Source organism: Pseudomonas sp. GW460-LB5 (assembly GCF_059423245.1).
Genome location: NZ_JBWKXT010000066.1, coordinates 1 through 12,007 on the forward strand (window position 1 = coordinate 1; position 12,007 = coordinate 12,007).

The 12,007-nt window shown below is 63.4% G+C and carries 10 protein-coding genes; 4 read left to right on the plus strand and 6 right to left on the minus strand.

Translation table 11 applies throughout. The annotated features are described in order from the left end of the window. Positions 1-245: 245 nt before the first annotated feature. A complete protein-coding gene (gene mltF, locus AC07XM_RS26925; RefSeq protein ID WP_016485112.1) occupies positions 246-1,703 on the plus strand; it encodes a membrane-bound lytic murein transglycosylase MltF in 1,458 nt (485 codons plus the stop codon). Positions 1,704-1,810: 107 nt separating this feature from the next. On the opposite strand, the gene tadA is transcribed toward mltF, so the two are convergent. The 6 genes from tadA to AC07XM_RS26955 form a co-directional block, all read right to left on the minus strand. Next, entirely contained in the window at positions 1,811-2,290 is a 480-nt protein-coding gene (gene tadA / locus AC07XM_RS26930) for a tRNA adenosine(34) deaminase TadA (RefSeq protein ID WP_023047716.1), read from the minus strand. Beyond that, positions 2,290-3,672 (minus strand): multicopper oxidase family protein, encoded by a 1,383-nt coding sequence (locus AC07XM_RS26935; RefSeq protein ID WP_070086495.1) that lies wholly within the window; start codon positions 3,670-3,672, stop codon positions 2,290-2,292. The genes tadA and AC07XM_RS26935 overlap by 1 nt, the downstream gene beginning before the upstream one ends. Before the next feature lie 263 nt (positions 3,673-3,935). Then, complete coding sequence (gene guaA, locus AC07XM_RS26940) at positions 3,936-5,513, minus strand: glutamine-hydrolyzing GMP synthase (RefSeq protein WP_016485109.1); 1,578 nt, start codon at positions 5,511-5,513, stop codon at positions 3,936-3,938. A gap of 78 nt (positions 5,514-5,591) precedes the next feature. Continuing rightward, positions 5,592-7,061 carry an IMP dehydrogenase gene (gene guaB / locus AC07XM_RS26945; protein ID WP_012270723.1) on the minus strand — a complete coding sequence of 490 codons (1,470 nt, stop codon included), beginning with the start codon at positions 7,059-7,061 and terminating at the stop codon, positions 5,592-5,594. Positions 7,062-7,147: 86 nt separating this feature from the next. Next, positions 7,148-7,705, minus strand: a complete 558-nt coding sequence (locus tag AC07XM_RS26950; protein WP_016485108.1) for a hypothetical protein — start codon at positions 7,703-7,705, stop codon at positions 7,148-7,150. A gap of 47 nt (positions 7,706-7,752) precedes the next feature. Further along, entirely contained in the window at positions 7,753-8,508 is a 756-nt protein-coding gene (locus AC07XM_RS26955; RefSeq protein WP_023047717.1) for a sulfite exporter TauE/SafE family protein, read from the minus strand. Between the two features lie 97 nt (positions 8,509-8,605). On the opposite strand from AC07XM_RS26955, the gene AC07XM_RS26960 reads away from it, so the two are divergent. From AC07XM_RS26960 to AC07XM_RS26970, 3 genes are all read left to right on the plus strand, one after another. Further along, on the plus strand, positions 8,606-9,484 hold the full coding sequence (locus AC07XM_RS26960; protein ID WP_016485106.1) for a LysR family transcriptional regulator: 879 nt from the start codon (positions 8,606-8,608) through the stop codon (positions 9,482-9,484). Between the two features lie 205 nt (positions 9,485-9,689). Further along, on the plus strand, positions 9,690-11,069 hold the full coding sequence (gene xseA / locus AC07XM_RS26965; protein ID WP_102689977.1) for an exodeoxyribonuclease VII large subunit: 1,380 nt from the start codon (positions 9,690-9,692) through the stop codon (positions 11,067-11,069). 3 nt (positions 11,070-11,072) lie between these two features. After that, positions 11,073-11,900 carry a M23 family metallopeptidase gene (locus tag AC07XM_RS26970; RefSeq protein WP_016485104.1) on the plus strand — a complete coding sequence of 276 codons (828 nt, stop codon included), beginning with the start codon at positions 11,073-11,075 and terminating at the stop codon, positions 11,898-11,900. The last annotated feature ends 107 nt before the right edge of the window (positions 11,901-12,007 follow it).

The window sequence follows — 12,007 nt, forward strand, 5'->3', positions numbered from 1 at the left end:
CTATCAGCTTGCCATTCACCGCTCTCACTTCAGATTCTATTCCTTCTCCAAGACACAAGCGGGCTTGCCCCGCGAAGCGCCGCGCGGGCGGCGCTCGATCTCACAGGCGCAACACCTCCCAAGGCCAGCACCTGGTGGCCCCAACCGCAATCCTCCGCCACGCCCCACAACACATAAACCGCTACCAGACAAGCTAACCGTTGTCGAGATATGGCTGAACCGGTCCTTTGCGTATACTGCAACCTATGTTCGCCCACACTGCTTTGCGCCAGCGTTGCGCCAAATGGCTTCTCGCAACCGGACTCTTTCTGCTGCTCGGTGCCTGCGTTGAAAAACCCAGCACCCTCGAGCGCGTGAAGGAGGATGGCGTGCTGCGCGTGATCACCCGCAACAGCCCGGCCACCTACTTCCAGGATCGCAACGGCGAAACCGGTTTCGAATACGAGCTGGTCAAGCATTTCGCCGACGATCTCGGTGTGAAACTGGAGATCGAGACTGCCGACAACCTCGATGAGCTGTTCGACGACCTCGGCAAACCCTCCGGCCCGGTGCTGGCAGCCGCCGGCCTGGTCAGCAGCGAACGGCGCACCGCCCAGGCGAAATTCTCGCACCCTTATCTGGAAGTGACCCCACAGGTCATCTACCGCAACGGCCGGCCCCGCCCAACCAACGCCAAGGGCCTGGTCGGCAAGAAGATCATGGTGCTCAAAGGCAGCAGCCATGCCGACCTGCTGGCCGAGCTGAAAAAGCAGAACCCCGGCCTTGAATATGAAGAATCGGATGCGGTGGAGGTGGTCGACCTGCTGCGCATGGTCGACGAAGGGCAGATCGACCTGACCCTGGTCGACTCCAACGAGCTGGCGATGAACCAGGTGTACTTCCCCAACGTGCGCGTGGCCTTCGACGTGGGCGACACCCGCGACCAGCGCTGGGCAGTGGCAGCGGGCGAAGACAACAGCCTGCTCAACGAGATCAACGAATTTCTCGACAAGGCACAGAAGAACGGCACCCTGCAACGCCTGAAAGACCGTTATTACGGCCATGTCGACGTATTAGGTTATGTGGGTGCCTACACCTTCGCCCAGCACCTGCAACAGCGCCTGCCCAAGTACGAAAAGCACTTCAAGAGCTACGCCAAGGTCGAGCAGGTGGACTGGCGTCTGCTGGCCGCCATCGGCTATCAGGAATCGATGTGGCAGCCGGAGGTCACCTCCAAGACCGGTGTTCGCGGCCTGATGATGCTGACCCAGCGCACCGCCCAGGCCATGGGTGTGTCCAACCGGCTGGACCCGAAACAGAGCATCCAGGGTGGTGCCAAGTATTTCATGAAGATCAAGGCCGAGCTGGACGACAGTATCCAGGAGCCGGACCGCACCTGGTTCGCCCTGGCTGCCTATAACGTCGGCAGTGGCCACCTGGAAGACGCCCGTACCCTGGCCAAGCGCGAGAAGCTCAACCCGAACAAGTGGCTGGACGTGAAGAAGATGCTGCCGCGCCTGTCGCAGAAGCAGTGGTATCGGCAGACCAAATACGGTTATGCCCGTGGCGGCGAGCCGGTGCACTTCGTGGCCAACATCCGCCGCTACTACGACATCCTTACCTGGGTGACCCAGCCGCAACTGGAAGGCCAGGTGGCCGAAGGCAACCTGCATGTGCCCGGGGTCAACAAGACCAAGCCGGCAGAACAGTCGCCGCCGATGTAGGCACCATCGCCCTCAGGCCAATAGATTTCCTGCAGGAGCAGCCTTGCGCTGCGAAGAGGCCGGTATAGCCACAAAGAATCTATTGCCATGCGGGCCTTTCTGGAGCGCTAGGTCTTGGCCCGGCGGGCCTTGAAGAAATCGCTGAGGATCTGCCCACACTCCTGCGCCAGCACCCCGCCCTCCACCATCACCCGATGGTTGAGGAAGCCCTGGCCGAAGAACTGCCCCTGGCTCTGCACAATGCCTGCCTTGGGCTCCAGCGCGCCAAATACTACCCGCATCACCCGCGAATGCACGATCAGCCCTGCACACATGCTGCACGGTTCCAGGGTCACGTACAGGGTGCTGCCGGGCAGCCGGTAATTACTGGCTGTTTTCGCCGCTGCGCGGATGGCCACCATCTCGGCATGCGCGCTGGGGTCGCTGTCGATGATCGGCCGGTTGAACCCTTGGCCGATCACCTGCCCATGCTGCACCAGCACCGCGCCCACCGGCACCTCGCCGAGGGCCGCGCCCTCGGCCGCCAGGGCCAGGGCCAGTTGCATGAACTCCTGATCACGGCTGCGATCGATGATCTGCGGGCGCATCAGACCACCGCAATCGCGGCCATCAGGCCGGTTTCCATGTGGTCGATGACGTGGCAGTGGAACATCCAGGTACCCGGGTTATCCGCCACCAGCGCTACCTGGGCGCGCTCGTTCTTGCCCAGCAGGTAGGTGTCGGTGAACCACGGCTCTTTGATGTCGTGACGGTTGGAGGCGATCACCTTGAAGCTCATGCCGTGCAGGTGGATCGGGTGCTGGTACTGAGTCATGTTCTTGAGCTCAAAGATGTAGCTCTTGCCCTTTTTCAACGTGGCGATGGGGCGGTCGGCGCAGGTCTTGTCGGTGATATCCCAGGCCTGGCCGTTGATCTGCCACATGCTCGACGGTTTGTCCGGGTCGGGGGTGACAGAGACGCTGGCCGCCCACTCGAAATTGAAGTTGAGCTTTTCGGCATTCTCCAGGTCCGGCTCGGCGATCGGGTTGGGCGGCAGCGCTGGCGGCCAGCCACCCGCGGCGTCGTTACTGGGCACTGAACGCAGTGTACCCAGGCGCACGAAACCGTCGCGCAGGGAGATTTCTTCACCCGCTTCGGGAATACGTATGGCCAGACAGATGCGCATGCCGGGGCCGAGCCAGTATTCATCCTCCAGCGGCCGCGGGGTCACCGGGTTGCCGTCGAGCGCGTAGATTTTCGCCTCGCAGTTGCCCTTGAGGTTGAGCCGGTAGGTCCAGGTGTTGTCCAGGTTCAGCAGGCGCACCCGCACCACCTGGCCGGCCGGCAGCTCGGTGACCGAGTCGGCCTGGCCGTTGATGGTGATCAGCCGCCCAGCCGTACCGTTACGCGCCGCCTCGCGAGGGATGCTGAAAGGCAGCCAGGCACCCTGCTCGTCCACATGCCAGTTCTTCAGGCTCAACGTGCGCTCATGCTGGAACCCTGTAGGTTCGCGCTCCTCGACGATCAACGGGCCGACCAGGCCGCGGCCCAGCTCTTCGGAGCTGCTGACATGCGGGTGGTACCAGTAGCTGCCGGCGTCCGGCACGCGGAACTTGTAGTCGAAGTACTCGCCTGGCTTGACCGGCAGTTGCGACACGTAGGGCACGCCGTCCATTTCCAGCGGCAGGCGAATGCCATGCCAGTGGATGGTGGTTTCCACCGGCAGGTGGTTGATAAAGCGTACCCGCAGCCAGGTGCCCTGGCGCACACGCAGCTCGGTGCCCGGTGCCGACGGGCCGAAGGCCCAGGCCTCGGTCTTGAAGCCCGGCACCAGTTCGACGTCCAGCGGCGCCGCGATCAGCTCGTAATCATGCCCGGCGTTGTCATCTTCGACCTTGCCCAGCCAGTAACGCACCGCGCCACCGGCGCCCAGGCCAACCACAACCAGGCCGGTCAGGCCTTTGAGCATTTGTCGACGGGTGAAGGACATCGGTGCGGGTACCTCGTGTTCGGCGCAATCAAGCTGCCAGCAGTGGCTGGCAATGAAGGGCGAATACGATACACCTGCAAATGCGAAAGATTAAGTGAAGTCTTGTTTTGCCTGGGCTGGCCTCTTCGCGGGTAAACCCGCTGCCACAGGGACCGCACAGTGATTGAGGCTTGCAGCACTTTGTGGGGGCGGTTTTACCGCAAAGGGGCCAGGACAGGCGACAGATACAACAAGGGCGCCTTGCGGCGCCCTTGTGGCTCAACTTATTCCCACTCGATGGTGGCCGGCGGCTTGCTCGACACGTCGTAGGTAACGCGCGAGATACCGTCGATTTCGTTGATGATACGGCCGCTGACAGTTTCCAGCAGCTCGTATGGCAGGTGAGCCCAACGCGCGGTCATGAAGTCCACGGTTTCGACGGCACGCAGGGCCACGACCCAGGCGTAGCGACGGCCGTCGCCAACAACACCCACCGATTTGACCGGCTGGAACACCACGAATGCCTGGCTGGTCTTGTGGTACCAGTCGGCCTTGCGCAGTTCTTCGATGAAGATGTGGTCAGCGCGACGCAGGATGTCGGCGTATTCCTTCTTCACTTCACCAAGGATACGCACGCCCAGGCCCGGGCCCGGGAACGGGTGGCGATAGACCATGTCGTACGGCAGGCCCAGCTCCAGGCCAATCTTGCGCACTTCGTCCTTGAACAGCTCACGCAGCGGCTCGACCAGCTTGAGGTTCATTTCCTCCGGCAGGCCACCTACGTTGTGGTGCGACTTGATCACGTGGGCCTTGCCGCTCTTGGCGCCAGCCGACTCGATCACGTCGGGGTAGATGGTGCCTTGGGCGAGGAACTGGATGTTATCCAGCTTGCTGGCTTCGGCGTCGAAGACGTCGATGAAGGTGCGGCCGATGATCTTGCGCTTCTTCTCCGGGTCGGCTTCGCCTTCCAGGTTGTCGAGGAACTGCTTTTCAGCGTCGGCGCGGATCACCTTGACGCCCATGTTCTCTTTGAACATGGCCATCACCTGGTCGCCTTCGTGCAGGCGCAGCAGGCCGTTGTCGACGAATACGCAAGTCAGCTGGTCGCCGATGGCGCGGTGCAGCAGTGCAGCAACCACCGAGCTGTCAACGCCGCCGGACAGGCCCAGCAGGACGTTGGCCGAACCGACTTGCGCACGCACCTGGGCGATGGCGTCTTCAACGATGTTGGAGGCGGTCCACAGGGCTTCACAGCCGCAAATGTCCTGCACGAAACGGGACAGGATGCGACCGCCCTGCTTGGTGTGGGTCACTTCCGGGTGGAACTGCACGCCGTAGTAGCCGCGAGAATCGTCGAACATGCCGGCGATCGGGCAGCTCGGGGTGCTGGCCAGTACATGGAAGTTGCCGGGCATCTGGGTGACCTTGTCACCGTGGCTCATCCATACATCAAGGCCCAGCACGCCATCGGCGTCAACGTGGTCTTCGATGCCGTCGAGCAGGCGGCTCTTGCCGACCACGTCCACGCGGGCATAACCGAACTCACGCAGGTCGGAACCTTCAACCTTGCCGCCCATCTGCTCGGCCATGGTCTGCATGCCGTAGCAGATGCCCAGCACGGGTACGTTCAGGTCGAACACGGCCTGCGGCGCGCGCGGGCTGTTGGCTTCGTGGACCGACTCGGGGCCGCCGGCGAGGATGATGCCGCGCGGGTTGAATTCGCGGATCGCTTCATCGTCCATGTCGAACGGGTGCAGTTCGCAGTACACGCCGATTTCGCGCACGCGGCGGGCGATCAGCTGGGTGTACTGGGAACCGAAATCGAGGATCAGGATGCGGTGAGCGTGAATGTCGAGGGCCATGACTCAATCTCGTCAGTGGAAATCGGAAACGACGCGGGGCTGTCGTGACAGCCCCGCATGCTTGTATTGCTGGAAGCCTCAGCCTACGCGGTAGTTAGGGGCTTCTTTGGTGATCTGCACGTCATGCACGTGGGACTCGGCCATGCCGGCACCGGTGATGCGTACAAATTCCGGCTTGGTGCGCATCTCTTCGATGGTGGCGCTGCCGGTGTAGCCCATGGACGAACGCAGGCCGCCCATCAGCTGGTGGATGATCGCAGCCAGGGCGCCCTTGTAAGGCACACGGCCTTCGATCCCCTCAGGAACAAGCTTCTCGGCGCCGGCCGAGGAGTCCTGGAAGTAACGGTCCGACGAGCCTTGCGCCTGTGCCATGGCACCCAGCGAGCCCATGCCGCGGTAGGCCTTGTAGGAACGGCCCTGGAACAGTTCGACTTCGCCTGGGGCCTCTTCGGTACCGGCAAACATCGAACCCATCATCACGCAGGAAGCACCGGCAACGATGGCCTTGGACAGGTCACCGGAGAAGCGGATACCGCCGTCGGCGATCAGTGGCACGCCAGTGCCTTCCAGTGCGGCAGCAACGTTGGCGATGGCGCTGATTTGCGGCACGCCGACACCGGCAACGATACGGGTGGTGCAGATGGAGCCTGGGCCGATGCCGACCTTGACGGCGTCAGCGCCAGCTTCGGCCAGGGCCTTGGCTGCGGCGCCGGTGGCGATGTTGCCGCCGATCACCTGCACTTGCGGGTAGGTTTCCTTCACCCAGCGAACGCGGTCGATCACGCCTTTGGAGTGACCGTGTGCGGTGTCGACCACCACCACATCAACGCCAGCGGCAACCAGCGCGGCAACACGCTCGCCGGTGTCCTTGCCGGTGCCGACCGCAGCGCCAACGCGCAGGCGACCCTGGTCGTCCTTGCTGGCCAGCGGGTAAGCCTTGGCTTTTTCGATGTCCTTGACGGTCATCATGCCCTTGAGGTTGAACTTGTCGTCAACGATCAGGACCTTTTCCAGGCGGTGCTTGTGCAGCAGCTCGCGGACTTCGTTCTTGTCGGCGCCTTCGCGGACGGTGACCAGACGCTCTTTGGGGGTCATCACGTCGCGGACCTTGGCGTCCAGGCGGGTTTCGAAGCGTACGTCACGGGAGGTGACGATACCGACCAGGTCACCATTCGCCAGCACTGGAACACCGGAGATGTTGTTCAGGCGGGTCAGGTCGAACAGGTCACGCACGGTGGCGTCGGCTTCGATGGTGATCGGGTCCTTGACCACGCCAGCCTCGAACTTCTTGACCTTGCGTACTTCGCCGGCCTGCTGCTCGATGGTCATGTTCTTGTGGATGATGCCGATGCCGCCTTCCTGGGCCATGGCAATGGCCAGACGCGCTTCGGTCACGGTATCCATGGCGGCGGAAACCAGCGGAATGTTCAGCTCGATGCCACGGGTCAAACGGGTCTTGAGGCTGACTTCATTAGGCAGTACCTCGGAATAACCAGGTACAAGGAGGATATCGTCGAAGGTCAGGGCTTCTTGGCTGATACGCAGCATCGCGGGGGCTCCCGGGCGGGAAAAATGGAAGCGCGCCATTATACTCATCCACGGCGCGCCGCTCAATGCAAAATAAGGGCCTTCGGTCAGCCTTGTGGCAGTTTTACCTGCACCACGGTCACCGGCTGGTCGAGCCAGTCGGCAAAGCTGTCGAGAAAGGCCTGGGTAAACCCGGCCTCGCCCCAGTTGTTGAAGATGAACCCCAGGTTGGAAAAGGCACATGGCTGCAGGTAAATGAAGCCATTGATGTCATCTTCAAAGCCGCACAGCGGGCAGGTGAAGTTGTCGGTCACCGCCGGCGTCCACTCCTCCAGGCTTTCGAACAGCGGCTCGCCCACCTCGCGCCGGCACTCCGGGCAACCGGCCTCTTCGAGAAACCCTTCGGTGGGGGTGTAGATGCAGCGCTTGAGCACCACCTCCATGCCGTTGACCGGCTGGTCGAAGGGCAGTTTTTCCGGATGAAGGGCCACCTTGCGCGCCCCTGCAGCCAGGGCATGGCCCATGCGGTTGCCGGTGCGGCCACAGGTGGTCAGCTGCTCTTCGACGACTTTTTCGCGCACCAGCCAGCGCACGATGGCGCGCGCGCGGGCTTCATGCACCGGGACGGTGGACAGCTTGGGAACGATGATGCTCTGGGTGTTCATGAACGGGACAAGCCTGAAAAACGCCGGTAATGGCGCAATTCTACCGCTCAGGCGCTCAGGTAGCGACCGATCAACGCCAGGCCGCTGGCCAGCACCAGCCAGGTGACCAGGCGAACGAAAGCCTCACGCGACAACCGGTTGGTCAGCCGGCGCCCCACCCAGAGGCCGACGAACATGACTGGCAGCAAGCAGGCGGCGAGCAGCAGCAGGCTTTGGTCGGCATAGACACCGGCGATCAGGAACAGCGAAAGGCGCACTACGGTACTGCAACTGATCAGCGCACTCTGGGTGGCGCGAACCTGTTCCTTTACCTCCAGCCGTGCGCTCAGGTAAAGCGCATAAAGAAACCCGCCACTGCCGAACAGCGCCCCGAACAACCCGCCTGCCGTACCCATCGGCACCGCCCACAAGCCTGACAGGGTGGCCGGCCGGGCCTTCACTGCCAGCCCGTATAACGCATAGGCGGTCACGAACACGCCCATCAACAGCAGCAAAAGGTCGGATTTCAGTTGCAGCAGGAACACCACGCCCAACGTGCAGCCCAGGGCCATGAACGGTAACAGCCGCAACAACTCGCTGCGCACCACATCCCGGCGCGACGGCAGCAGGTTGCCGAACGCGGCAACGAAGTCCAGCAGCACCAGTAGCGGGATGATGCGTGACAACGGCATGAAATGGATCAATATCGGCCCGGCCACCAGCGCGGTACCGAAACCGGCAATGCCGAATACGACATAAGCAACGCCGACACCCAGCAGGATGGGTAGCCAATCGAGGCCGGAAAACGACAGTTGGGCGAGCATGGCAGCGGTTCCTGGGAAGACAGGCAAAGATTAGCCAGACACGAGCCATGCCGACTAATATGCCTTTACTGTCAAACCCATCTCAAAAAGGCATGGCATGACCTCGATCCGCCAGTTGCGTTACTTCGTTGAAATCGCCGAGTGCGGCAGTTTCAGCGCTGCCGCCGAACGGCTGTACATCGCCCAGTCGGCGCTTAGCCGGCAGATCAAGGAGCTGGAGCAGCAACTGGGCACGCCGCTGTTCGAACGCACCGCGCGCCTGCCACGCCTGACACTGGCCGGCGAAGCATTGCTTGAACGGGCGCGGCGCTTGCTGGCCGACCTTGCACAAGCCGAGCGGGTAACCCGCGACATTGGCGAGGGGTTGCAAGGCAGTCTGCGCCTGAACCATTCCAGTACCGTGCCGCTGACCGGCACGCTGCTGGCTCGCCTGGCCGACTACCTGAAAGACAACCCGGGGGTTTCGCTGGAGATTGCGCAGCAGTCTTCGGAGGCACAGCTGGAAGATATTGCTGCCGGGCGGCTGGATATCGGCCTGCTGCGGTTGCCGGTGCTGCGTCAGCACGAAGGTGTGGTGCTGCATGAACTGTTCAGCGAACCCTTGTTGCTGGCGGTCGCTGCCGGGCACCCCTTGGCCAGCGCGCCACGGGTGAAACTGGAGCAGCTGAGGGAAGAGCGCTTCATTTCCATCCCGCACCGGGACCGTGGCGGGCTGAGTTACCTGTCGGCTTCGCTGTGCATGGAGGCAGGCTTCTTCCCGCAAGCGGCGCAGGTGCTGTCGCGCAAGACCACGCAGTTGCAGCTGATTCAGGCGGGGTTCGGGGTGGCGCTGTTGCCGCAGTGCATGCGTGAGATTGCGCCGGCTTCAGTCAGCTTCGTGGCGCTGGACGGTGATTGCCAGAGCACAGTGGCACTGGCCTGTCGTCGCGATGCAGGGCAGATGGTGCGGCAGTTCGTGGCGACGATGCAGGGCTGAAGGCACCGGCTGCGATCTTGTGGGAGCGGCCTTGCGTGGCGAAAGGGCTGCGAAGCGGCCCCAGGTTTTCAGCTTCGCCGCATGAAGTGCCGGGGCCGCGTTGCGGCCCTTTCGCGACGTAAGGCCGCCTCCACAAGGATTGGGTCAAGGCTGGCAGTAGGGGCAAGACAGACAACCGGGGCCGATGTCCTTTATGATGCCTGCCATGATCAAAGACCCCTTCGAACGACTCGGCCTGGACCGTGAGGTCCTTACCGTCAGCCAACTCAACGGCCGCGCGCGCGTGCTGCTGGAAGACGTGTTCCGCAGCGTCTGGGTGGAAGGCGAAATCTCCAACCTTGCCCGCCCGGCATCCGGCCACATGTACTTCACCCTCAAGGACAGCGGCGCTCAGGTGCGTTGCGCGCTGTTCCGGCAGAACGCCACGCGGGTGCGCCAGGCGCTGCGCGACGGCCTGGCGGTGCGGGTACGCGGCAAGGTTTCGCTGTTTGAAGGGCGTGGCGACTACCAGCTGATCCTCGACACCGTCGAGCCGGCCGGCGACGGCGCACTGCGCCTGGCCTTCGAGGCGCTGAAGGAAAAGCTCAGTGCCGAGGGGCTGTTCAGCGCCGAACGCAAAAAACCGCTACCGGCCCACCCTCAACGTATCGGCATCATCAGCTCGCCTACCGGCGCCGTGATCCGCGACATCATCAGCGTGTTCGGCCGCCGCGCTCCACAAGTGGAGCTGAACCTGATTCCCACGGCGGTGCAGGGCCGTGAAGCCATCGTGCAGATCGTGCGCGCCATTCGCCTGGCCGACAGCCTTGGTTTCGACGCGCTGATACTGGCCCGCGGTGGTGGTTCGCTCGAAGACCTGTGGTGCTTCAACGAAGAAGCCGTGGCGCGTGCCGTAGCCGCCTGCGTCACCCCTGTCGTCAGCGCCGTGGGCCATGAAACCGATGTGTCGATCAGCGACTTCGTTGCCGACGTACGGGCACCCACGCCGTCTGCCGCCGCGGAGTTGCTGGCCCCCGACAACAGTGGCTTGCAGCAACGGCTGGACGGCCTGCAGCGGCGCCTGCTGCTGCGCATGCAGAACCGCCTGACCCATGACCGGCTGCGCCTGGAATCACTGACCCGGCGCCTGCGCCACCCGGGCGAACGCCTGCGCCAGCAGGCCCAGCGCCTGGACGACCTGGACATGCGCCTGCGCCGCGCTTTCATGCTCAGCCTCAATCAGCGCCGCGAGCGCGTGGCACGCATGGACACGCGCCTGGCCGCGCAGCACCCGGGGCGCAACCTGAAATTGCTGAGCCAGCGCCTGGACAGCCTGGCCGAGCGCCTGCCACGGGCCATGCGCGAGGTGCTGAAAGACCGCCGCCAACGCTTCCAGGCCCAACTGCAAACCCTGCAGGTGGTGAGCCCGCTGGCCACCCTCGCCCGCGGCTACAGCATCCTGCTGGACGACCAGGGCCAGGCCATTCGCAGTGCCGAACAGACCCGCAATGGCCAGCGCCTGACCGCCCGCCTGAACGAAGGCGAACTGCAGGTGCGGGTCGAAGACAACCACCTGACCCCGGTCACCCTCTCATTACTGGACTGACACATGCCCCGCCTGCTCGCGCCCCTGCTCGCCCTCTCCCTCGTGCTGCTCGCCGGCGGCGCCCAGGCCAGCTATATCACCCGCACACTGAACAAGCCGGTGCCGGGTGGCGTGGCGGTGGTTGACCTGGGCCCCGCCACAAGCGCGCCCAGCGCCCGTTTCGACGGCAAGCCGGTGCTGGTGGTGAAGGAGCAGGACAACTGGCTGGCCATCGTCGGCATCCCGCTGACCCAGAAGCCCGGCACTGCCGTGCTGAGCCAGGACGGCCGCACCCTGCCCTTCAGCGTCGGGAGCAAGAAATACCCGGAACAGCGCATCACGCTGAAGAACACTCGCCAGGTCAACCCGAACCCGGCCGACCTCAAGCGCATCGACCGCGAGCTGGCCGAACAGATCAAGGCCTACCGCAGCTTCAGCCCGACCCTGCCAAGCAACCTGGTCCTCGACAAGCCGGTCAACGGCCCGCTGTCGAGCAAATTCGGCGTGCGCCGCTTCTTCAACGGTGAAGAGCGCAACCCGCATGCCGGGCTGGACTTTGCAGTGCCAGCGGGGACACCGATCAAGACACCGGCCAATGGCAAGGTGATCCTGGTGGGGGATTACTTCTTCAATGGCCGCACGGTGTTCGTCGACCATGGGCAGGGCTTTATCAGCATGTTCTGCCACATGTCGAAGATCGATGTGCAGGTGGGGCAATCACTGCGCCGTGGCGAGGTGGTCGGGCGCGTGGGCTCGACCGGGCGGGCAACCGGGCCGCACATGCACTGGAACGTCAGCCTGAATGATGCGCGGGTGGACCCGGCTATTTTCATCGGCGCGTTCCAACCCTGAGACCTGTGCTGCCTATGCTGGCCTCTTCGCGGGTAAACCCGCTCCCATAGGTACGACGTAGCTTTCAAATGCGGCGCGATCCCTGTGGGAGCGGGTTTACCCGCGAA

What these genes read in the sequence shown, in the direction of transcription:
- xseA (WP_102689977.1), top strand. Translation starts at nt 9,690, where the DNA reads ATGATCAAAGACCCCTTCGAACGACTCGGCCTGGACCGTGAGGTCCTT.
- tadA (WP_023047716.1), bottom strand. Translation starts at nt 2,290, where the DNA reads ATGCGCCCGCAGATCATCGATCGCAGCCGTGATCAGGAGTTCATGCAA.
- guaA (WP_016485109.1), bottom strand. Translation starts at nt 5,513, where the DNA reads ATGGCCCTCGACATTCACGCTCACCGCATCCTGATCCTCGATTTCGGT.
- mltF (WP_016485112.1), top strand. Translation starts at nt 246, where the DNA reads ATGTTCGCCCACACTGCTTTGCGCCAGCGTTGCGCCAAATGGCTTCTC.
- AC07XM_RS26950 (WP_016485108.1), bottom strand. Translation starts at nt 7,705, where the DNA reads ATGAACACCCAGAGCATCATCGTTCCCAAGCTGTCCACCGTCCCGGTG.
- AC07XM_RS26955 (WP_023047717.1), bottom strand. Translation starts at nt 8,508, where the DNA reads ATGCTCGCCCAACTGTCGTTTTCCGGCCTCGATTGGCTACCCATCCTG.
- guaB (WP_012270723.1), bottom strand. Translation starts at nt 7,061, where the DNA reads ATGCTGCGTATCAGCCAAGAAGCCCTGACCTTCGACGATATCCTCCTT.
- AC07XM_RS26970 (WP_016485104.1), top strand. Translation starts at nt 11,073, where the DNA reads ATGCCCCGCCTGCTCGCGCCCCTGCTCGCCCTCTCCCTCGTGCTGCTC.
- AC07XM_RS26935 (WP_070086495.1), bottom strand. Translation starts at nt 3,672, where the DNA reads ATGTCCTTCACCCGTCGACAAATGCTCAAAGGCCTGACCGGCCTGGTT.
- AC07XM_RS26960 (WP_016485106.1), top strand. Translation starts at nt 8,606, where the DNA reads ATGACCTCGATCCGCCAGTTGCGTTACTTCGTTGAAATCGCCGAGTGC.